The 20283-nt window shown below is 60.4% G+C and carries 21 protein-coding genes; 18 read left to right on the forward strand and 3 right to left on the reverse strand.

Annotation, left to right across the window (positions count from 1 at the left end; genetic code table 11):
- Nucleotides 1–82: 82 nt before the first annotated feature.
- The 3 genes from tsf to B5F22_RS08830 all read right to left on the reverse strand — a co-directional run bounded on the left by tsf (nucleotide 83) and on the right by B5F22_RS08830 (nucleotide 2255).
- Nucleotides 83–997 carry a translation elongation factor Ts gene (gene tsf, locus B5F22_RS08820; RefSeq protein WP_087231813.1) on the reverse strand — a complete coding sequence of 305 codons (915 nt, stop codon included), beginning with the start codon at nucleotides 995–997 and terminating at the stop codon, nucleotides 83–85.
- A gap of 74 nt (nucleotides 998–1071) precedes the next feature.
- Entirely contained in the window at nucleotides 1072–1803 is a 732-nt protein-coding gene (rpsB, locus tag B5F22_RS08825) for a 30S ribosomal protein S2 (protein WP_087231810.1), read from the reverse strand.
- Nucleotides 1804–1973: 170 nt separating this feature from the next.
- On the reverse strand, nucleotides 1974–2255 hold the full coding sequence (locus tag B5F22_RS08830; protein ID WP_087392283.1) for a YlmC/YmxH family sporulation protein: 282 nt from the start codon (nucleotides 2253–2255) through the stop codon (nucleotides 1974–1976).
- A 155-nt stretch (nucleotides 2256–2410) separates the two neighbouring features.
- On the opposite strand from B5F22_RS08830, the gene pyrH reads away from it, so the two are divergent.
- The 18 genes from pyrH to B5F22_RS08920 all read left to right on the forward strand — a co-directional run bounded on the left by pyrH (nucleotide 2411) and on the right by B5F22_RS08920 (nucleotide 20167).
- The gene (gene pyrH / locus B5F22_RS08835; RefSeq protein ID WP_087231804.1) at nucleotides 2411–3127 is read left to right on the forward strand and encodes a UMP kinase; all 717 of its coding nucleotides are present in this window, start codon (nucleotides 2411–2413) and stop codon (nucleotides 3125–3127) included.
- Nucleotides 3128–3139: 12 nt separating this feature from the next.
- Nucleotides 3140–3694: a ribosome recycling factor gene (gene frr, locus B5F22_RS08840; protein ID WP_087231801.1), complete on the forward strand. Its 555-nt coding sequence runs from the start codon at nucleotides 3140–3142 to the stop codon at nucleotides 3692–3694.
- Nucleotides 3695–3802: 108 nt separating this feature from the next.
- Nucleotides 3803–4546 carry an isoprenyl transferase gene (locus tag B5F22_RS08845; RefSeq protein WP_087392284.1) on the forward strand — a complete coding sequence of 248 codons (744 nt, stop codon included), beginning with the start codon at nucleotides 3803–3805 and terminating at the stop codon, nucleotides 4544–4546.
- 3 nt (nucleotides 4547–4549) lie between these two features.
- The gene (locus tag B5F22_RS08850; protein ID WP_087392285.1) at nucleotides 4550–5374 is read left to right on the forward strand and encodes a phosphatidate cytidylyltransferase; all 825 of its coding nucleotides are present in this window, start codon (nucleotides 4550–4552) and stop codon (nucleotides 5372–5374) included.
- A 37-nt stretch (nucleotides 5375–5411) separates the two neighbouring features.
- A complete protein-coding gene (locus tag B5F22_RS08855; RefSeq protein ID WP_087392286.1) occupies nucleotides 5412–6560 on the forward strand; it encodes a 1-deoxy-D-xylulose-5-phosphate reductoisomerase in 1149 nt (382 codons plus the stop codon).
- Nucleotides 6561–6595: 35 nt separating this feature from the next.
- Nucleotides 6596–7642 carry a M50 family metallopeptidase gene (locus B5F22_RS08860; RefSeq protein WP_242955093.1) on the forward strand — a complete coding sequence of 349 codons (1047 nt, stop codon included), beginning with the start codon at nucleotides 6596–6598 and terminating at the stop codon, nucleotides 7640–7642.
- A gap of 24 nt (nucleotides 7643–7666) precedes the next feature.
- Nucleotides 7667–8704 carry a flavodoxin-dependent (E)-4-hydroxy-3-methylbut-2-enyl-diphosphate synthase gene (gene ispG, locus B5F22_RS08865; RefSeq protein ID WP_087392287.1) on the forward strand — a complete coding sequence of 346 codons (1038 nt, stop codon included), beginning with the start codon at nucleotides 7667–7669 and terminating at the stop codon, nucleotides 8702–8704.
- Nucleotides 8705–8719: 15 nt separating this feature from the next.
- Nucleotides 8720–12838: a PolC-type DNA polymerase III gene (locus B5F22_RS08870; RefSeq protein ID WP_087392288.1), complete on the forward strand. Its 4119-nt coding sequence runs from the start codon at nucleotides 8720–8722 to the stop codon at nucleotides 12836–12838.
- Nucleotides 12839–12951: 113 nt separating this feature from the next.
- Nucleotides 12952–14118 carry an ATP phosphoribosyltransferase regulatory subunit gene (gene hisZ / locus B5F22_RS08875; RefSeq protein ID WP_087231782.1) on the forward strand — a complete coding sequence of 389 codons (1167 nt, stop codon included), beginning with the start codon at nucleotides 12952–12954 and terminating at the stop codon, nucleotides 14116–14118.
- Nucleotides 14115–14753 (forward strand): ATP phosphoribosyltransferase, encoded by a 639-nt coding sequence (gene hisG, locus B5F22_RS08880; protein WP_087392289.1) that lies wholly within the window; start codon nucleotides 14115–14117, stop codon nucleotides 14751–14753. Before hisZ ends, hisG begins: the two co-directional genes overlap by 4 nt.
- Before the next feature lie 19 nt (nucleotides 14754–14772).
- Nucleotides 14773–16068, forward strand: a complete 1296-nt coding sequence (gene hisD, locus B5F22_RS08885; protein ID WP_087392290.1) for a histidinol dehydrogenase — start codon at nucleotides 14773–14775, stop codon at nucleotides 16066–16068.
- Between the two features lie 2 nt (nucleotides 16069–16070).
- Complete coding sequence (gene hisB / locus B5F22_RS08890) at nucleotides 16071–16646, forward strand: imidazoleglycerol-phosphate dehydratase HisB (RefSeq protein ID WP_087371391.1); 576 nt, start codon at nucleotides 16071–16073, stop codon at nucleotides 16644–16646.
- Nucleotides 16647–16663: 17 nt separating this feature from the next.
- Complete coding sequence (gene hisH / locus B5F22_RS08895) at nucleotides 16664–17272, forward strand: imidazole glycerol phosphate synthase subunit HisH (protein WP_087392291.1); 609 nt, start codon at nucleotides 16664–16666, stop codon at nucleotides 17270–17272.
- A complete protein-coding gene (gene hisA / locus B5F22_RS08900) occupies nucleotides 17269–17991 on the forward strand; it encodes a 1-(5-phosphoribosyl)-5-[(5-phosphoribosylamino)methylideneamino]imidazole-4-carboxamide isomerase (RefSeq protein WP_087392292.1) in 723 nt (240 codons plus the stop codon). The genes hisH and hisA overlap by 4 nt, the downstream gene beginning before the upstream one ends.
- Nucleotides 17985–18761, forward strand: a complete 777-nt coding sequence (hisF, locus tag B5F22_RS08905) for an imidazole glycerol phosphate synthase subunit HisF (protein ID WP_087392293.1) — start codon at nucleotides 17985–17987, stop codon at nucleotides 18759–18761. The genes hisA and hisF overlap by 7 nt, the downstream gene beginning before the upstream one ends.
- Nucleotides 18754–19074 (forward strand): phosphoribosyl-AMP cyclohydrolase, encoded by a 321-nt coding sequence (gene hisI / locus B5F22_RS08910; RefSeq protein ID WP_087392294.1) that lies wholly within the window; start codon nucleotides 18754–18756, stop codon nucleotides 19072–19074. Before hisF ends, hisI begins: the two co-directional genes overlap by 8 nt.
- Nucleotides 19075–19113: 39 nt before the next feature.
- On the forward strand, nucleotides 19114–19440 hold the full coding sequence (gene hisE, locus B5F22_RS08915) for a phosphoribosyl-ATP diphosphatase (RefSeq protein WP_087392295.1): 327 nt from the start codon (nucleotides 19114–19116) through the stop codon (nucleotides 19438–19440).
- Between the two features lies 1 nt (nucleotide 19441).
- Complete coding sequence (locus B5F22_RS08920; RefSeq protein ID WP_087392296.1) at nucleotides 19442–20167, forward strand: Bax inhibitor-1/YccA family protein; 726 nt, start codon at nucleotides 19442–19444, stop codon at nucleotides 20165–20167.
- The last annotated feature ends 116 nt before the right edge of the window (nucleotides 20168–20283 follow it).

Here is a 20283-nt window from a genome sequence, read left to right on the forward strand (position 1 = left end):
GCTGGTTTGTAAAGAAGTGCACAAAAGAAAAGGGGATGCAGGCGGTGAAACCTGCATCCCCGAAAAAGGTTGGCAAATAAAATTACTTAGCCAGCTGCTTGGCGATCTCCTCAGCGAAGTTCTCCTGCTTCTTCTCGATGCCCTCGCCCTTCTCGAAGCGCACGGCGTCACGGAAGGTGACAGTGCCGCCCAGAGCCTTGGCAGCGGAAGCGATATACTTCTCCACGGTCATGTCGCCGTCCTTGACGAACTCCTGCTGGAGCAGGCAGTTCTCGGAGTAGAACTTGTTGAGCTTGCCGTCCACGATCTTCTCCTTGACCTGGTCGGGCTTGTTGGCCATCTTGGGATCGTTGGCCATCTGCACCAGCATGATCTTCTTCTCCTCGGCCAGCACGTCCTCGGTGACCTGGCTCTTGTCCCAGAAGCGGGGGTTCAGAGCAGCGATCTGCATGGCCACGTCCTTGCCGATCTCGGTGGCGTCGATGTCGCCCTCCACGTTCAGGGAGACCAGCACGCCGATCTTGCCGCCAGCGTGGATGTAGGGCACGCAGAAGCCCTCAGCGAAGCGGGCAAAGCGGCGGACCTTGATGTTCTCACCGATGACCAGAACCATCTCCTGCTGCTGCTCCTGGACGGTCAGGTCGGTGCCGTCGTACTTGCAGGCCATCAGAGCGTCCAGGTCGGCGGGGTTGCAGGCAGCCACAGTGGCGGCCACGCCCTTGACGAAGTTGACGAACTTCTCGTTCTTGCCCACGAAGTCGGTCTCGGCGTTGACCTCGACCACCACGCCCACGCCGTCGATGACAGCGGCGTAAGCCATACCCTCGGCGGCAATACGGCCAGCCTTCTTGGCGGAAGCAGCCAGACCCTTCTCACGCAGGATCTCGATGGCCTTGTCCATGTCGCCCTCGGCCTCGGTGAGAGCCTTCTTGCAGTCCATCATGCCGACGCCGGTCATTTCGCGCAGCTTCTGTACGTCCTTAGCGGTAATACCCATAGTATATTCCCTCCAAATTTGTAAATAAACGAATTGGCGCCCGCCCGACGGGACGGGCGCCAACCAATCACTGATTACTCAGCAGCGGGAGCCTCAGCAGCCTCAGCGGCGGGAGCAGCGTCCACACCCTGGCGGCCCTCCTGCACGGCGTTGGCCATGACAGAGGAGATGAGCTTGATGGCGCGGATAGCGTCATCGTTGCCGGGAATCACGTAGTCGATCTCGTCGGGATCGCAGTTGGTGTCCACGATAGCCACGATGGGGATGTTCAGCTTGCGGGCCTCGTTGATGGCGTTGCGCTCCTTGCGGGGGTCAACCACGAACAGAGCACCGGGGAGCTTCTTCATCTCCACGACGCCGCCCAGGTACTTCTCCAGCTTCTCGATCTCGCCCAGCAGCTTCATGACTTCCTTCTTGGGGAGCATGTCGAAGGTGCCGTCCTCCTGCATCTTCTTGAGCTGGTTCAGACGGTCCACGCGGGTGCGCATGGTCTTGAAGTTGGTCATCATGCCGCCCAGCCAACGGGCGTTGACGTAGTACATACCGCAGCGGGAAGCCTCTTCCTTGATGGCCTCCTGAGCCTGCTTCTTGGTGCCCACGAAGAGCAGGGACTGGCCGTTGGCGGCGATGTCACGCACGAAGGAGTAGGCCTCCTCCAGCTTCTTCACGGTCTTCTGCAGGTCAATGATATAGATACCATTGCGCTCGGTGTAGATGTAGGTGGCCATCTTGGGGTTCCACCGACGGGTCTGGTGGCCGAAGTGCACGCCGGCCTCCAGCAGCTGCTTCATAGATACGACTGCCATTGTTTAGTTCCTCCTAAAATTTAGTTACTACCTCCGGGAGCCTCATCTCTTGCGCCAACCTTCCAAAGGAAAGCACATGACGAAAAATCCGCCCCCGTGCGGAATGCCCTGAAATTCTACCATAGAATCCCGGGATATGCAAGTGGTTTTTTCTTCTTTTTGCGATAAAATTATGGATGCCGGGACTTGGCGTCGGGGTTTGCCTCCTGACGCCGCTGCCGACCGTCCACCAAAATGAGGTCCTCGCCGAATCGGGTGATGGAGGACCAGGGAAACACGGTGTCCGGTTCCCGGCCCAGCAGGCCGAACCACCGGGGTTTTCCCGAGATGATGACGCTTTCGATTGTGCCGTTTTGGGCGTCGATCTCCACATCCCCGATGTATCCGTACCGCGTCCCGTCGGCAATATCAATGACTTCCTTATATTGTAGGTCCGAAATGTTGCAGATCATAGTATTCCCTCCTATATTCTATATGTATCCCCACGGGTTTTGCGGTATGCAGGGGAGAGACCAGGAGATTTGGGAAAAAATTAATTTTCCCACTAGGCAAGAAGGAGATTCTGTATTAAAATAGGGCTGATAACAAAATTCGGAGGTATCACCCCATGAATGAATGGAAGTATAAACGAGTCCTGCTGAAGGTCAGTGGTGAAGCTCTGGCCGGGGATGCTGGCCGTGGGCTGGATTTTGATGTGATTGACAGCGTGTGCGATGCCATCGCCCGGTGCAACAAGGCTGGGATTGAGATCGGCGTCGTGGTGGGCGGCGGCAACTTCTGGCGCGGCCTGAAGGACGGCAAGGGCATGCGGGAGCGCACCCGTGCCGACCACATGGGTATGCTGGCCACCACCATTAATTGTCTGGCCCTGGCTGATATCCTGGAGCAGAAGGGCGTGGACGTGCGGGTGCAGACCGCCATTGAGATGCGGGCCATGGCCGAGCCCTACATCCGCTCCCGTGCCATCCGGCACCTGGAGAAGGGCCGCGTGGTGATTTTCGGCTGTGGTACCGGCAACCCCTTCTTCTCCACCGACACCGCCGCTGTGCTGCGGGCCGCTGAAATTGACGCCGACGTCATCCTGCTGGCCAAGAACGTGGACGGCGTGTACTCCGCCGACCCCAATCTGGACCCCAACGCCGTGAAGTACGACACCATTACCTATGATGATATTTTGGCCCAGCACCTGCAGGTGATGGACTCCACAGCCACCTCTCTGTCCATGGACAACAAGATCCCCGTGGTCCTGTTTGCCCTGAAGGACCCGGAGAACATTCTCCGCGTGGCCCGTGGTGAGAAGATTGGTACCATTGTAAAGGATTAAGGAGGAAGAACCATGACGGAACTGTGCAAGCCCTTTGACGGAAAGATGGTCAAGACCATTGAGGTGGTCAAGAGCGATTTCGCCGGTGTCCGCGCTGGCCGTGCCAACGCGGGTGTTCTGGACCGCATTCAGGTGGAATACTATGGTACTCCCACCCCCATTCAGCAGGTGGCCAGCATTTCCACCCCCGACCCCCGCACCCTAGCCATCCAGCCCTGGGACGGCTCCCTGCTTAAGGAGATTGAGCGGGCCATTCTGTGCTCCGATCTGGGCATCAACCCCCAAAACGACGGCCGTGTCATCCGCCTGTCCTTCCCCCAGCTCACCGAGGAGCGCCGTATGGAGCTGACCCGCCAGGTGCGCAAGTATGGTGAGAGCGGCAAGGTTGCCATCCGCAACATCCGCCGGGATGCCATGGAGCACTTCAAGGATTTGAAGAAGAAGTCTGAGATCACCGAGGACCAGTACAAGGACTACGAGGATGAGATTCAGACCATCACCGACAAGCGGTGCAAGGAGATCGACGCCCTCACTGCGGAGAAGGAAAAGGAGCTCATGGCGGTGTAATCCACACCGTTGTACCATACAATACCAGCGGGGCGAAGGTACGCCCCGCTTGTGTTGTATTTTTGGGATGGAATGTCCATACTTTGAAATAGATTAGGATGCGTGAATATGGCGTTATTTAATCGTAAAACCCAGGCGCCCCAGGTAGATATGAGCCGTTTGCCCAGGCATATTGCCATCATCATGGACGGCAACGGCCGTTGGGCCAAAAAGCGGGGCCTGCCCCGCAAGGCGGGACACGCCGCCGGGGCGGAGACCTTCCGCACCATTGCCACCTATGCCAAGGAGCTGGGGCTGGAGTACCTGACGGTGTATGCCTTTTCCACGGAGAACTGGAAGCGGCCGGAGGATGAGGTGTCCTCCATCATGGGCCTGTTGGAGCGGTATCTCAAAGAGGCCATTGAGACCATGGCCAAGGACAAGGTGAAAATGGCCTTTTTCGGAGACCTGTCCCCGCTGAGTCCGAAACTCCAAGAGCTGTGTCATCAGACGGAGGAGATTTCCAAGGGCTATGACGGCTGCCAGGTGAACATCTGCTTCAACTACGGCGGCCGGGCGGAGATCATCCGGGCGGCGACGGAGTTTGCCCGTCGGTGCCAGCAGGGGCAGGCGAATCCTGAGGATCTCACTGAGGATGCTCTGGGCGATCTGCTCTACTCCGCCGGCGTGCCCGACCCGGACCTGGTGATTCGTCCCAGCGGTGAGGTGCGCATTTCCAACTTCCTGCTGTGGCAGTCCGCCTACTCGGAGTTCTACTTCACCGACGTGCTGTGGCCCGACTTCACCAAAGAGGAGTTGCTGCGGGCAATTGCCGATTTTCAGAATCGCTCCCGGCGATTTGGAGGGGTGTAAGGGATGCTGGTACGAATTGCGGTTGCAGTGGTGTTTGTCCCTCTGCTGTTGCTGGCCATGCTGCCCAGCTCGCCCCTGATTTGGTCCATTGTGGTGGCAGCCATTGCCGCCGCTGCTTCCTTTGAGCTGCTGCGGGCGGCCGGGGAGGATAAAGTCTCCCCCTGGATGACCTGTGTTGCGGTGCTCTCTGCCGCTCTGATCCCCCTGGGTTGCTGGATGGGAAAGGGAACCACCACGGTAAGCGTGTGTACCTTTGTGGTGATGGCCGTGTCCTTTTGGTGCGCCATTCGGGCCTATGACGAGGGAACGGCACCCATTGGCTTTTACCATGTGATGCTCACCCTGTTCTCCGGTGTCCTCATTCCTCTGGGCCTGTCCGCTCTGGTCTTGCTGAAAATGATGGACCATGGAGAGTATTGGGTGCTCTTTGCGGTGCTCATGGCCTTTGTCACCGACGCAGGGGCCTACTTTGTGGGCGTGTTTTTTGGCAAACACCGGGGCATCACCAAGGTCAGCCCCAACAAGAGTCTGGAGGGCTACATCGGCGGTTTCGTCTTTGGCGTGCTCTATGCTCTGGCCTATGGCGGTGTCATTCAGGCCATCAGCCACAATCCGGTCAACTTCCTGCCCTTGGTGCTCTCTGGACTGGTGGGCGCTCTGGCCACCGAGCTGGGCGACCTGTCCTTCTCCTTCATCAAACGGGAATTCGGGGTCAAGGACTATGGGCACCTGCTCCCTGGACATGGGGGAATGCTGGACCGGTTTGACAGTATGATTTTCTGTGCCCCTGTGGTGCTCTTCATCCTCCAGGCCATCCCCGTGTTGTGACCATGGCCTGGACCAGATATAGAAATCGAGGGATAACATGAAACGAACCTTATCCATTTTAGGCTCCACCGGCTCCATCGGTCGGCAGACCCTGGACGTGGCCCAGGTCTGCGGCCACCAGGTGGCGGCCCTGACGGTGAATCGCAGCGTGGAGCTGGCCGAGCAGCAGGCCCGGCAGTTCCAACCCCAGCTGGTGGTGGCGGTGGATGAATCCGCCGCTCAGGATCTGAAACAGCGCCTTGCTGACACTTCCATCCGGGTGGTAGGAGGCCGGGAGGGCCTGATGGAGGCCGCCACGCTGCCCCAGGCGGACACCGTGGTCACCGCCGTGGTGGGGATTGCCGGACTGGAGCCCACCTTGGCCGCCATTGACCAGGGCAAACGCATTGCCCTGGCCAATAAGGAGACCTTGGTGTGCGCCGGGGACCTGGTGATGCGCCGGGCAGAGGAGAAGGGGGCGGAGATCGTCCCCGTGGACTCGGAGCACTCCGCCATCTTCCAGTGCCTCCAGGGCTGCAAGGACCGGGGCGAGGTGAAGCGCCTCATCATCACCGCTTCCGGCGGCCCCTTCTTTGGAAAAACACGAGAGGAACTGGAGCATGTGACCCGGGCCCAGGCGCTGCGCCACCCCAACTGGGCCATGGGAGCCAAAATCACCATCGACTCCGCCACGTTGATGAACAAGGGCCTGGAGTTTATCGAGGCCATGCGGCTCTACCACATGCCACCCCAGCAGATTCAGGTGGTGGTGCATCGGGAGAGCATCATCCACTCTCTGGTGGAGTTCAACGACGGTGCTATTCTGGCCCAGCTGGGCACAGCAGACATGCGGGTGCCCATCCAGTACGCTTTGACCTGGCCGGAGCGCACCCCCGGCCCTGCCACCCCGCTGGACCTGCTTACCTGTCCGCCCCTGACCTTCGCCAAGCCCGACCCGGACACCTTCCGGTGCCTGGGATTGGCTCTGGAGTGCGCCCAGAAGGGCGGCACCTCCACGGCCATTCTCAACGGGGCCAACGAGGTGGCAGTGGAGCTGTTCCTGGAGGAGAAGATCTCCTTCCTGGACATTGCCCGGCTGGTAGAGGGCGCGTTGGAGCGGGTGGCGTCCAAACCCGCCGACACCCTGGAGGACGTGCTGGAGGCAGACCGTGCCGCCCGGCAGGCAGTCCGTGACTTGTTAATTTGAGGTGAATATCTTTGGAGCGAATCTTCTTTATTCTCTTGGCAATTCTCATCTTCGGCGTGATGATTGCCATTCACGAGTTCGGGCACTTCATCACTGCCAAGCTGTTGGGAATCCGAGTGAATGAATTTGCCATCGGTATGGGTCCGGCGCTGTGGAGCCGTACCCGTGGCGAGACCCAGTACTCCCTGCGGGCCTTCCCCGTCGGCGGCTACTGCGCCATGGAAGGGGAGGACGAGGCCACCGGGGACGAGCGGGCCTTCAGCATCCAGCCCGCCTGGAAAAAAATCATCGTCCTGTGTGCGGGCTCGTTCATGAACTTTCTCATGGGCCTGGTCATCGTCCTGGTGCTGTATATGGGAGTGACCCAAGTGCGGGTGCCGGTGATCACCCAGCTGGCCGACGGCTTCCAGCTGGAAGGGGAGTCGGGGCTCATGGTGGGGGATGAAATCCTCTCCGTGGATGGCCACGGTATCTGGGTCTATGAGGATGTGCTCACGTTCCTCTCCCGCAACGATGGCAATGGCATTGACCTGACGGTACGGCGAGACGGGGAGAAAGTGGTACTCCGTGACCTGCCCATGGAGCGCTTTGAATACCAGTATGACGGTCAAGACGCCTATGGGTTTGGCCTGATCTTTGAGCAGGTAGACGATCTGTCCATCTGGGGCAGGGTGAAACTGGCCACCGCCCAGACCTTTGACTTTGTGCGCATCGTCTGGATGAGCCTGGGCGACTTGGTCACCGGCCGCGTGGGCGTGGACCAGATGTCCGGCGTCATCGGCGTGGTGGACGTGGTGTCTGAGGTGGGCACCCAGTCCGACTCCGTTTTGGTGGGCGTCCAGAATGTGTTCTATATCATGGCGCTCATTGCGGTCAACCTGGCTGTGATGAACATGCTGCCCATTCCCGCTCTGGACGGCGGGCGAGTGCTGTTTGTGCTGCTCAACGCCATTTCGTACCTCTTCTTCCGGCGACATATCCCCCAGCGGCTGGAGGGGTATATCCATGCTGTGGCCCTGGTGCTGCTGCTGGTGGTGATGCTTCTCATCGCCTTCCAGGATGTGTGGAAAATTGTGGTGTAAATACTGTAAAGGAAGTGACCTTGCATGACGCGACAAATTCATGTGGGGAACGTCGCCATCGGAGGCGGCGCCCCCGTCTCCATCCAATCCATGACCAACACCCCCACCCATGACGTGGAGGCCACCCTGGCCCAGATTCGGGCCCTGGCGGCAGCTGGCTGTGAGATCGTCCGGGTGGCCGTCCCCGATGAGCGGGCCGCCCAGGCGGTGGCCGCTTTGAAGGCGGGCAGCCCGCTGCCCCTGGTGGCGGACATCCACTTCGACTATCGGCTGGCCCTCACCGCTGTGGAGGGGGGCATTGATAAAATCCGCATCAACCCCGGCAACATTGGCTCGGAGGACCGGGTGGAAGCGGTGGCCAAAGCCTGCAAGGAGCGGGGCATCCCCATCCGCATCGGCGTCAACGGCGGCTCTCTGGAGAAACCCCTGTTGGAGAAGTACGGCGGCCCCACCCCAGAGGCCCTGGTGGAGAGTGCCCTGGGCCACGTGGCCCTGCTGGAGAAGTACGGCTTTGAGGACATCTGCATCTCCATGAAGTCCTCCTCGGTGCCCACCACCATGCGGGCCTATCAGCTCATGGCCCAGAAGTATGACTTCCCCCTGCACCTGGGCGTCACCGAGGCGGGCACTGCCGAGATTGGCTCCATCAAGTCCGCCGCTGGCATCGGCGGCCTGTTGGGCCTGGGCATCGGTGACACCTTCCGGGTCACCCTCACCGCCGACCCGGTGGAGGAGATCGTGTTGGCCAAGAAGATTCTCAAGGCGGTGGGCCTGCGTAAGGACGGCCCGGAGCTCATCTCCTGTCCTACCTGTGGCCGGACCCAGATCGATCTTATCCCCATGGCCCACAAGGTGGAGGAGCTTTTGAAGGGCGTGGACAAGCCCATCACCGTGGCTGTGATGGGGTGTGTGGTCAACGGACCTGGAGAGGCCCGCCACGCCGACGTGGGCATCGCCGGAGGCAAGGGGGAGGGCGTGCTCTTCCTCCATGGGGAGATTGTGGACAAGGTCCCGGAGGACCAGCTCATTCCCCGTCTCATGGCCCTTATTGATACCCTGTGACAAGGAGTACATTTCATGTCAGACAAGCAAGTGACATTTCAAGAGACCTTTGGTCAATACCCCTTCCCCGAAGGGGTATTGACTTCTTTTGCAGCCTACCCCACCCGGGTGAAGGTGAATCGCCAGGCCCGCACCATGACGGTGGAGCTGGAGGGGGAGCAATTGGCCCCCAACCTGGTGGATCAGGTCCAGCAGAGCCTGGCCCGGGCGTTCCACCTGCACCAGGCGTCGGTGGAGTTCCATGCCGCCCAGGCAGAGGCTCAGCCTGCCCCGGTGGCGGTGGAGACGCCCCCAGCGGCATCTCAGCCCGCCCCTGGTGGGGACCTGTACGCCCAGCTGGAGGCCATGCGCCGCAAGGTGCTCAATCAGAGCATACCCGGCGGCGGACACGGCAAGCCCAAGGTCAAGCAGCTCTACGGCAAGATCAATGGCAAGAAAAAGCCGGTGCCCTTGGGAGAGCTGCAATTGGATATGGGCAGCGTGCTGGTGGAGGGCACCGTGTTCAACGTAGAGCACCGGGAACTGCCCAAGCGCAAGGCGTGGGTGATCTGCTTTGACATCACCGACAACACCGGCTCCATCCGGGTCAATCAGTTCCTGGAGGGAGAGGTGGCCAACCCCATCGTCAAGGGCATCAAAAAGGGCCAGCGGGTCCAGGTCCAGGGGCGGCTGAACGTGAGCCGCTTTGAAAACGACATGGTGCTGGAGCCCTACGGCATCAATGAGGTGCCCATGCCCGAGGGGCGCAAGGACACCGCCGAGGAGAAGCGCATCGAGCTCCACCTCCACACCAAGATGTCCATGATGGACGCTCTGTGTGACGGCAAAGCCATTGTCAAGCGGGCCATCGAGTGGGGACATCCCGCCATCGCCATCACCGACCACGGAGTGGTGCAGTCCTTCCCCGATGCCTACAACGCCTCGGGCCGAGGGGAGAAAATTAAGGTGCTCTACGGCGTGGAGGCCTACTATCAAAACGACGTGGACGAGCGGGTGTCGGTGCACGGCCCCGGGGACATGCCTCTGGATGGAGAGTTTATCGCCTTTGACCTGGAGACCACCGGACTGGACCCCAACACGGATGCCATCATTGAAATTGGCGCTGTGCGTATGCGGGGGGCGGAGGTTCTGGAGCACTACTCCACCTTTGCAGACCCCGGCCACCCCTTGAGCCCCAAGACGGTGTCCCTGACCAGCATCACCGACGAGATGGTGCGGGGCGCCCCCAAGCCCGCCCAGGCGGTGGCGGATTTCCTGGCTTGGGCTGGGGATACCCCCCTGGTGGCCCACAATGCGGAGTTTGATACCGGCTTTGTCCGGGCCTACTGCCAGAGAGCGGGCCGGGAGTTTGACCCCCTCTATTTTGATACCCTCATTTTGACCCAGTACCTGTGCCCTCAGCTGAACAACCACAAGCTGGACACCGTGTCCACCCACCTGGGACTGCCTCCCTTCCACCACCACCGGGCAGACGACGACGCCGCCATCTGCGGCCAGATTTTTGCCGCCATGATTCCCATGCTGAAAGAGCTGGGGGTGGAGCGGGTATCCCAGATCAACGGAGCCTTGGCTGGGAAGAAGCGGGGCGGACGGGGCCGCCGCAGCGCCAACCACCTCATATTGCTGGCCAAGAACCAGACAGGCCTGCGCAACCTCTACAAGCTGGTGTCCCTGTCCCACCTGGAGCACTTCAACCGCTTCCCCATCATGCCCAAGTCCATCATCAACGAGAACCGGGAAGGGCTCATTGTGGGCTCTGCCTGTGAGGCGGGAGAGCTGTTCCGGGCGGTGGTGGACGGCAAGGACGACCGGGAGTTGGAGCGCATTGCCTCCTGGTATGACTATTTGGAGATTCAGCCCCTGTCCAACAACGCCTACATGCTCCGGCCGGACAAGGAGGGGCGGCGCATTGCCCAGTCCCTGGAGGACCTGCGCAACTTTAACCGGAAGATCGTGGAGCTGGGCCACAAGCTGGGCAAGCCAGTGTGCGCCACGGGCGACGTCCACTTTACCGACCCGGAGGAGGAGATTTACCGCCACATCCTTCTGGCTGCCAAGGAGTTTGACGACGCCGACAGCGAGAACCCCCTGTATTTCCGCACCACTGACGAGATGCTGAAAGAGTTTGCCTATCTGGGGGCAGAGACCGCCCATGAGGTGGTTATAGAGAGCCCGGCTCTGGTGGCCTCCTGGTGCGACAACGTGCGGCCTCTGCCCGACGGCCTGTTTACCCCCAAGCTGGAAAACTCCGAGGGCGAGCTGAAGGACCTGGTGTGGGGTAAGGCTCACGCCCTGTATGGAGAGAACCCGCCCCAGATCGTGGTGGACCGCATCAACGCTGAGCTGAAAGATATCATCGGCTGTCACTACGACGTCATCTACATGTCCGCCCAGAAGTTGGTGCAGAACTCCCTGGAGCACGGCTACCTGGTGGGCTCACGTGGTTCGGTGGGGTCCTCCCTGGTGGCCTTCATGTCTGGCATCACCGAGGTAAACTCGCTGCCCGCCCATTACCGCTGCCCCAACTGCAAGCACTCTGACTTCGACTACGCCGTAGAGCACGGCTATGGCTGCGGCGCTGATATGCCGGACATGAAGTGCCCGGTGTGCGGGGCGGACTACGCCAAGGACGGCTTCAACATCCCCTTTGAGACCTTCCTGGGCTTCGGCGGCGACAAGGTGCCGGATATCGACTTGAACTTCTCCGGTGAATACCAATCCAGCGCCCACAAGTACACCTTTGAGCTCTTCGGCAGCAATCACGTGTTCCGAGCCGGCACCATCGGCACGGTGGCGGAGAAGACCGCCATTGGCTACGTGCGCAAGTACCTGGAGCGGGTGGGCCGCTACAACGTGCCCTTTGCCGAGGTGCTGCGCCTGGCCCGTGGATGTATGGGGGTCAAGCGCACCACCGGACAACACCCCGGCGGCATGGTGGTTATCCCACAGGACAAGGAGATCTACGACTTCTGCCCGGTGCAGCACCCGGCCGACGACAAGGACTCGGACATCATTACCACCCATTTCGAATATCACTCCATGGAGTCCAACCTCTTGAAGCTGGACATGCTGGGCCACGATGACCCTTCCATGATTCGTATGCTCCAGGACATCACCAAGGTGGACCCTCAGAAAATTCCCTTGGACGACCCGGACACCATGAGTCTGTTTACTACTTCTGAGAAGCTAGGATTCATGGATGACCCCATCCTGGGCCCCACCGGAGCGGTGGCCATCCCCGAGTTCGGTACCTCCTTCGTGCGTGGCATGCTGGAGGACACCCACCCCAACCAGTTCGACATTCTGGTGCGTCTGTCTGGCTTCTCCCACGGCACCGACGTGTGGCTGGGCAACGCCAAGGACCTCATCACTTCGGGCACTGCCCAGGTTAACGAGGCCATCGGCTGTCGTGACGATATTATGATCTTCCTTATCTCCAAGGGCTTCAAAGACACCCGGGCCTTTAAGATCATGGAGTCGGTGCGAAAGGGCAGAGGTCTGCCCGAGGGGGCCGAGGACGAGATGAAGGAGCATGGGGTACCCCAGTGGTACATTGACTCCTGTAAGAAGATTGCCTACCTGTTCCCCAAGGCCCACGCCGTGGCCTACGTGATGATGGCCTTCCGCATCGCCTGGTATAAGGTGCATCGGCCCCTGGCGTTCTACGCCGCCTACTTCTCCATCCGGGCCAAGGCCTTTGATGAGAAGTACATGTGCCGAGGCATTGAGGTGGTCAAGCAGAAGATGAAGGAGATTCAGGCCAAGAAAAACGCCAAGGATAAGGCGGACCGCCCCTCTGCGGTGGAAGAGGACATGCTGGTGACCTTGGAAGTGTGCTACGAGTTCTATCTCCGTGGCCTCACCTTCGCCCGCATGGATATCTCTCGCTCCCACGCCATCAACTTCCTGGTGGACGAGGAGCGCAACGCCCTCATCCCGCCCTTTACTTCGGTGGCTGGCCTGGGTGAAACCGTGGGCTGGGACATCATGGAGAAGCGAAAGGGGAAGACCTTCATCTCCATTGAGGAGTTCTCCCTGGCCTGTACCAAGGTGTCCAACACCCATCTGCAACAGTTGAAAGAGGCGGGGGCCTTTGGCGACCTGCCGGACAGCAGCCAGTTTTCTTTCTTTTAATCCTATGACAAAGCCCCCTTATGTAGGGGGCCTTGTCATACCCCCCGTTGACAATCGGTCGATTCTGTGGTATATTCACTACACTAGCGAGCTAAAGAAAGGCTGGAAACACCATGAACATACACTTCAATACCCCAGAGGGGACCCGGGACCGGCTCTTTGCCGAGTGCCTGGAGCGGCGTCAGGTGCAGAGTGCCCTGGTGGACTTGTTCCGCCGCCGGGGCTATGCAGAGGTTATCACTCCCGAGGTGGAGTTTTATGACCTGTTTGTCCACTCGGGGAGTCCGTTGCCCCAGGAGACCATGCTGAAAATCATTGACCGATCGGGCAAGATCATGGTCATGCGCCCGGACACCACCACCCCCATTGCACGGCTGGCGGCCACCAAGCTGAAGACTTTGCCGCTGCCCCAGCGGCTGTACTACGATCAGACCGTGTTCCGCTCTGGGAATGCCCACGAGGGTGGCAGCAGCGAGATTGCCCAGTGTGGCGTGGAGATGCTGGGTGCCACGGGGATGAAAGCGGACCTGGAGATGATTACCCTGGCGGTGGACGCCCTGCGGGCCTGTGGCCTCAGCGGATTCCACATCGAGGTGGGCCATGTGGGCTTTTATCAGGACCTGGCCAGCCGCATGAACATGCCCCAGGAGGAGCAGGAGCGGATGCGGCTGCTCATTGAGGGCAAGAACTACGCCGTCCTCAACGACTTCCTGGAGCCCTATTCCGCCCAACCCGATTGTGCCGCCCTCCGCCGCCTGCCCTACTTGTTCGGCGGGGCAGAGGTGCTGGAGGAGGCCCGGACGCTGGCCGGGGCGTGTACCAGCCTGGACTATCTGGAGCTTTTGTACCGGGAGCTGTGCCAGGCGGGGTATGGCGACTGGGTGCAATTTGATCTGGGTCTGGTCCATCAGATTGACTACTATACGGGCGTGGTGTTCCGAGGCTACGCCAACGGGGCAGGGGCCCCGGTGCTGTCCGGTGGCCGATATGACAACCTGGTGGAGTTGTTCGGCAGACGGGCAGAGGCCACGGGCTTTGCCGTGGACGTGGACGCTGTGGGCGGCTGCCTGGAGGTAGAGGTGCCCCAACTGCGCACCGTCATCCACTATGAGAGCGGCATGCTGGGACGGGCGCTGGAGGTCATGGACCGCCTGCCCGCCGGCACCTGTGAGCTGTCCCCCTGCCGCACCCTGTCCAGCACCATGAATTTGGCCAGTGAGAAGGGTGCCTTGCAAGTGCTGTGCCTGGACAATTCCGGAGAGAGGTGGTTGGAGGTATGAGTCAGCGACTGAGAATCGCCCTGACCAAGGGGCGTCTGCAAGACAAATCGGTGGAGCTGTTTGAGAAGATAGGGCTGGACTGCACCCCCATCCGGCATCCCGGACGGCGGCTCATCCACTCGGTACCCAACTACCCCTTGGATGCGGTGCTGGCCAAGGCCCCCGATGTCATCACCTATGTGGAGCACGGGGTGTGTGATTTGGGTATTGTGGGCAAGGACACCATTCTGGAAAAGGGGGGCGCCTTCTACGAGGTTCTGGATTTGGGCTTTGGGCGGTGTCGGTTTGCCCTGGCCGTGAAAGAGGGCACCGACTTCTACGCCACCTATAAGACCCGCCGAGTGGCCTCCAAGTACCCCGCTGTCACCCGGGCGTTCTTTGAGCGCAAGGGAATGGACGTGGACATTATCAAGATTGAGGGCAGCGTGGAGCTGGCTCCCATCTTGGGGCTGGCTGACGGCATCGTGGATATCGTGGAGACGGGGGCCACCCTGAAAGAGAATGGCCTCACCCCCATCGAGGATGTGGCCCAGGTGTCTGCCCGGCTTATTGTGAATACCGCCAGCATGAAGCTGCACAAACAGGAGATTTTAGACTTCATCCAGCAGTGCCAGGCCAACCTGTCCGGCACTTGAGAGAAAAGGGGAGACGGATATGTTGGAATTGGTGGTGGCCGGAGAGGGCCGAGAACAGGAGAAATTGGCGTCCATGCGCTCCCGTGCCGCCCAGACTGGGGCGGAGATTCAGCGCAGTGTGGCGGCCATCATGGAAGATGTGCGGGCCCGGGGCTACGAAGCGGTGGAGGAGTACTCCGTGAAATTTGACCAAAACCCGCCCCGAGAGGTGTCCATGGAGGAGCTGGAGCAGGCGGCGGGGCGGATTGCCCCGGACCTGCTGGCTGCCCTCCAGCGCAGCGCCCAGCACATCCGGGCCTATCAGCAGGAGCTGTTGAGCGAGGTGCAGATGGGCCTTCGTCTGTGGGACAGCCCCAGCGGGGGCAAGGTGGGGCGGCTGGTCCGCCCCTTGCAGCGGGTGGGGGTGTACGTCCCCGGTGGCCGTGCTGCCTACCCCAGCTCGGTGCTCATGAATGTGATTCCTGCCAAGGTGGCGGGGGTGGAAGAGGTCATTATGGTCACGCCCCCCACCGAGAACCTCAGCGATGTGGTACTGGCCGCCGCGTGGGTGGCGGGGGTGGACCGCTGCATCGCCGTGGGCGGCGCCCAGGCCGTGGCCGCCCTCACCTATGGGGCGGGCTTTATCCCTCAGGTGGACAAGCTGGTGGGACCGGGCAACGCATTTGTGGCGGAGGCCAAACGCATGGCCTACGGCAACCTGGACATTGACATGGTGGCGGGTCCCTCCGAGGTGCTGGTCATTGCCGACAAGACCGCCAACCCCTGCCACATGGCCGCTGACCTGCTTAGCCAGGCCGAGCACGACCCCCTGGCCTCGGCAGTGCTCCTCACCGACAGCATGGAGCTGGCCCAGGCGGTACAGAAAGAGATCACCCGCCAGCTGGGCTATTTAAGCCGCCGGGAGATCATGGAGCAGTCCCTGCGGGACTTCGGCTGCGCCATTGTCTGCCCCGACTTGGAGACCTGTGCAAAACTGGCCGATCAGGTGGCCCCGGAGCACATGGAGATTGTTACGGAGAATCCCCGTCAAGTGCTGGAGCTGGTACACAACGCTGGAGCTATCTTCCTGGGGGGCAATACCCCGGAGCCTCTGGGGGATTACATGGCAGGGCCGGACCACGTGCTACCCACAAGTGGCACCGCCCGGTTTTTCTCCCCTTTGTCGGTGGACTCTTTTGTGAAAAAGACCAGTGTACTGGAGTATGGCCGAGAGGACTTAGAGCGGGTGAAGGATGAGATCATCACCCTGGCCCAGTCCGAGCACCTCACCGCCCACGCCAACTCCATCCAGGTGCGCTTTGCAGAGGAGGACTGACCATGAGATGCGCAGAAATCAGCCGTAAGACCAAGGAGACGGATATTTCCCTCTCCCTCTGCCTGGAGGGGGGAGCGGTGTCCGTGTCCACGGGCATCGGATTTTTTGACCATATGCTCACTGCCCTGGCCTTTTACGCCGGGTGGGGGCTCACCCTCCGGGTGGAGGGGGACCTGTATGTGGACGGCCACCACACCGTGGAGGACACGGGCATTGTGTTGGGTCAGGCCTTTCGCCAGGCCCTGGGGGATAAGATGGGCATCCGCCGGTTCGGCACCGCCTATGTGCCCATGGACGAGGCCCTGTGCCGCACGGTGCTGGACTGCTCCAACCGCCCCTATCTGGTGTTCCAGGCAAACATGCCTCAGCCCATGATCGGGGGTTATGACAGCTGTTTGACCAAGGAATTTATGCAGGCCTTCGCCGTCCACGGCGGCATTACCCTCCACCAGACCTGCGAGTACGGGGACAACGCCCACCACATCACCGAGGCCTTGTACAAATCCCTGGGCATGGCCCTGAAGGAGGCCGCCCAGGTGGTGGGCAGCGGTGTGACCTCCACCAAAGGGGTACTCTAAAGAAACGAGGAAGCGCTATGAGCTATACCGCCATTGTAGACTACGGGGTGGGGAACCTGAAAAGCGTCTCCAACGCCCTGACCTACGTGGGTCTTGACAACCGCATCACTGGAGAGCCCCAGGAGCTGGAGCGGGCCAATTCCATTCTGCTTCCCGGCGTGGGGGCATTCCCGGACGCCGCCCGCAAACTGCGCCAGACTGGTCTGGATCAGGCCATTGTCCGCATGGGACAGGACAAGCCGGTGCTGGGCATCTGCCTGGGCATGCAGCTGCTCTTTGCCCAGGGAGAGGAAGGGGAGACCTGTTCCGGACTGGGGGTCATCCCCGGCACGGTCCAGCGCATGGAAACCGACTACAAGCTGCCCCACATCGGCTGGAACAGTCTGTCCTTTCCCAACCCCTCGCCCCTGTTCCGAGGGCTGAGGGAAGGGGCGTGGGTGTACTTTGTCCACTCCTTTTCTGGACGGGCAGCCGATCCCAGCCAGGTGATCGCCTCCACGGACTACGGCATGGAGGTGGTGGCCGCCGTGCAAAACGGCAACTTTTTCGGCACCCAGTTCCACCCGGAGAAGAGCGGGGATGTGGGCCTGGAAATCCTAAAGAATTTTGGAGCGATGAACCCATGATCATATTACCAGCCATTGATTTGAAGGATGGGGCCGTGGTACGGCTCTACAAAGGTAGCTTTGACACGGTGCACCAGGTGGCCACCGACCCGGTGACCGTGGCCCGGGCCTTTCAGGAGGCCGGGGCAACCTGGATTCACATGGTTGACCTGGACGGGGCCCGGGACGGCGTGCGCCGCAATGGCCAGCTGGTGCAGGCGGTGGCAGCCCTGGGGCTCCAGGTGGAGCTGGGGGGCGGCATCCGCTCCATGGAAGACCTGGACGCCGTGTTTGCCCTGGGGGTAACCCGGGCGGTGATTGGGTCCGCTGCCGTCTCCAACCCAGAGCTGGTGGCCCAGGCCATCGCCACCTATGGGGCCGACCGCATCGCCGTGGGCATTGACGCCCGGGACGGCAAGGTGAAGACCGCCGGCTGGGAGGTGGACTCCGGGCTGGACTATCTGGACTTTGCAAAGCAGATGGAGAAACTTGGTGTAAAGAGAATCATCTTTACGGACATTGAGACGGATGGTATGCTGTCTGGCCCATCCTTTGGCCGCCTGCAACAGCTACAGAAAGCGGTGTCTTGCCAGCTCATTGCCTCCGGTGGCGTGTCCTGCAACCAGGATATCGTGGACCTGGAGCGCCTGGGGGTATACGGGGCCATCATTGGCAAGGCCTACTACGCCGGGGCCATCGATCTGGCCCAGGCGGTGAAGGACGGTGGAGCCCAATGCTAGCCAAACGCATCATCCCCTGCCTTGACGTGCGGGACGGACGGGTGGTGAAGGGGGTCAACTTCGTCAATATCCGGGACGCCGGGGACCCGGTGGAGCTGGCCCGATACTACTCCGACCAGGGGGCGGATGAGATTGTCTTTCTGGACATCACCGCCACCAGCGACGCCCGGGACACCGTGGAGGACGTGGTGGAGCGCACCGCCAGCCAGGTGTTTGTCCCCCTCACCGTGGGAGGCGGCATCCGCACGGTGGAGGATTTCCGCCGCCTGCTGCGTGCCGGGGCGGACAAGATTTCCGTCAACTCCTCGGCGGTGAAAAATCCTCAGCTCATAGCCGACGCCGCCCAGCTCTTCGGCTCTCAGTGCGTGGTGCTGGCCATTGACGCCAAGCGACGGGAAGAGGGCTGGTTTGAGGTGGTGGTGGCGGGTGGCCGGATTCCCACCGGGCTGGACGCCGTGGAGTGGGCCGAGCGGGGCCAGGAGCTGGGGGCGGGAGAAATCCTCCTCACCTCCATGGACGCCGACGGCACCAAGGCGGGGTTTGACCTGGAGTTGACCCGGGCGGTGACCAGCGCTGTGACCATCCCGGTGATTGCCTCGGGGGGCTGTGGGGAGTTGAGCCACTTCGCCCAGGTCTTTGAGGAGACTGGGTGCGACGCTGCTCTGGCGGCCAGCCTGTTCCACTTTGGGGAGCTCACGGTTCCCCAGGTGAAAGAATACCTCCGGGAGCAGAAGATCCCGGTACGAGAGAGGGGAGAGGGCCATGTTTGATCTGGATTTGCTCTTTCAAAAGTCAGACCTCATCCCGGTGATCATCCAGGATTCGGATACCCGCCAGGTGCTGATGCTGGGCTTTACCAACCGGGAGGCGGTGGAGAAGACCCTGGAGACCAAAACCGCCTGGTTCTGGAGCCGCAGCCGCCAGAAGCTGTGGAACAAGGGGGAGAGCAGCGGGCACTTCCTCTATGTCAACGAGATTTTTACCGACTGCGATACCGATACCCTGTTGTATCTGTGTACCCCCAAAGGCCCCACCTGTCACACCGGGGCCACCAGTTGTTTTTTCCGGGAAATCGAAGTATAATCAACCTGTACCATGGAATACGATAAGGAGAGGATTCCCATGAATGATACCATGCAGAGCCTGTACTCGGTGGTTCTGGACCGCAAGGCCAATCACCAGGAGGGCTCCTATACCTGCTACCTGTTTGACAAGGGGCTGGATAAGATCCTTAAAAAGGTGGGGGAGGAGTGTGCGGAGACCATCATCGCCGCTAAAAATGGCGTGAAAGAGGACACCGTGGGCGAGATTTCCGACCTCATCTATCACCTGATGGTGATGATGGCCCAGCAGAACATCCCTCTGGAGGATGTGATGGCCGAGCTGGACCGCCGCAGTTTGAAAATTGGAAATTTGAAAACCATGAAACAAGTGGATCGGGAGACCTGATATGCAACAGTATGGTTCTTTTAACCCCAGTGAGTTTGACAGCAGCTATGCGGCCGGAGGGCTGACCCTCAACCGCTATATTTCCCGCACCTTTGGCTGGATGTTCCTGGGCCTTATGGTCACCTTTGCGCTGGCCTGGTACATGGCTGCCAGCGGCCTGGTGATACGGCTGCTGATGACCACGCCCTCCATTTTGATGATACTGCTGGTGGCGGAAATCGCCGTGGTTTTGGTCTTCTCCGCCCGCCTGCATAAGCAGTCGGTGCTTGTGAGCCGAGGCCTGTTTTTCATCTACTCCATCCTCAATGGCGTGGTATTCTCCGTCTATTTTGTGGCCTTTGATGTGGCGGCGCTGATTTTGGTCTTTGGGTTGACCGCCCTCTTTTTCGGCGGCTTTGCCCTGTATGGCCGATTCACCCACACGGACTTAGCTCGTCTGCGTCCTTTGATTTTCGGCGGGCTGATCTTCCTGGTCATCAGCGGTTTGGTGCTGATGCTCTTTGATATCCGTGCGATGGATCGACTGGTGTGTATGGTGGGGCTTGTGATTTTCCTGTGTGCCACCGCCTATGACACCCAGAAGATCAAGAAGAACTACGAGTATTTCAGCCATGATGTGGCGCTGCTGGAGCGGGCCTCGATTTACTCCGCTCTCCAGCTGTATTTGGATTTCATCAACCTGTTTTTGTATCTCCTGCGCTTTCTGGGTTCCAGAAGCCGACGGTAATTCAAAAGGATGTGTCGCAAAACGTAAGTTTTGTGGCACATCCTTTTTTACTCTCAACAGCAAAAACGAATCCAGTATGTGGAACTTCCGCAGCGTTTTGGGCATGCAAAAGCCAG

The sequence above is a fragment of the Pseudoflavonifractor sp. An187 genome, assembly GCF_002160275.1.
Taxonomy (GTDB): domain Bacteria; phylum Bacillota; class Clostridia; order Oscillospirales; family Oscillospiraceae; genus Enterenecus; species Enterenecus faecium.

Bases quoted from the DNA above. Each gene is read 5' to 3' on its own strand.
- frr (WP_087231801.1), top strand. From the start codon at position 3,140: ATGACGGAACTGTGCAAGCCCTTTGACGGAAAGATGGTCAAGACCATT.
- B5F22_RS08845 (WP_087392284.1), top strand. From the start codon at position 3,803: ATGGCGTTATTTAATCGTAAAACCCAGGCGCCCCAGGTAGATATGAGC.
- hisG (WP_087392289.1), top strand. From the start codon at position 14,115: ATGAGTCAGCGACTGAGAATCGCCCTGACCAAGGGGCGTCTGCAAGAC.
- rpsB (WP_087231810.1), bottom strand. From the start codon at position 1,803: ATGGCAGTCGTATCTATGAAGCAGCTGCTGGAGGCCGGCGTGCACTTC.
- hisA (WP_087392292.1), top strand. From the start codon at position 17,269: ATGATCATATTACCAGCCATTGATTTGAAGGATGGGGCCGTGGTACGG.
- B5F22_RS08855 (WP_087392286.1), top strand. From the start codon at position 5,412: ATGAAACGAACCTTATCCATTTTAGGCTCCACCGGCTCCATCGGTCGG.
- B5F22_RS08830 (WP_087392283.1), bottom strand. From the start codon at position 2,255: ATGATCTGCAACATTTCGGACCTACAATATAAGGAAGTCATTGATATT.
- B5F22_RS08920 (WP_087392296.1), top strand. From the start codon at position 19,442: ATGCAACAGTATGGTTCTTTTAACCCCAGTGAGTTTGACAGCAGCTAT.
- hisZ (WP_087231782.1), top strand. From the start codon at position 12,952: ATGAACATACACTTCAATACCCCAGAGGGGACCCGGGACCGGCTCTTT.
- hisF (WP_087392293.1), top strand. From the start codon at position 17,985: ATGCTAGCCAAACGCATCATCCCCTGCCTTGACGTGCGGGACGGACGG.
- ispG (WP_087392287.1), top strand. From the start codon at position 7,667: ATGACGCGACAAATTCATGTGGGGAACGTCGCCATCGGAGGCGGCGCC.
- hisH (WP_087392291.1), top strand. From the start codon at position 16,664: ATGAGCTATACCGCCATTGTAGACTACGGGGTGGGGAACCTGAAAAGC.
- hisB (WP_087371391.1), top strand. From the start codon at position 16,071: ATGAGATGCGCAGAAATCAGCCGTAAGACCAAGGAGACGGATATTTCC.
- hisE (WP_087392295.1), top strand. From the start codon at position 19,114: ATGAATGATACCATGCAGAGCCTGTACTCGGTGGTTCTGGACCGCAAG.
- tsf (WP_087231813.1), bottom strand. From the start codon at position 997: ATGGGTATTACCGCTAAGGACGTACAGAAGCTGCGCGAAATGACCGGC.
- hisI (WP_087392294.1), top strand. From the start codon at position 18,754: ATGTTTGATCTGGATTTGCTCTTTCAAAAGTCAGACCTCATCCCGGTG.
- B5F22_RS08850 (WP_087392285.1), top strand. From the start codon at position 4,550: ATGCTGGTACGAATTGCGGTTGCAGTGGTGTTTGTCCCTCTGCTGTTG.
- B5F22_RS08870 (WP_087392288.1), top strand. From the start codon at position 8,720: ATGTCAGACAAGCAAGTGACATTTCAAGAGACCTTTGGTCAATACCCC.
- pyrH (WP_087231804.1), top strand. From the start codon at position 2,411: ATGAATGAATGGAAGTATAAACGAGTCCTGCTGAAGGTCAGTGGTGAA.
- hisD (WP_087392290.1), top strand. From the start codon at position 14,773: ATGTTGGAATTGGTGGTGGCCGGAGAGGGCCGAGAACAGGAGAAATTG.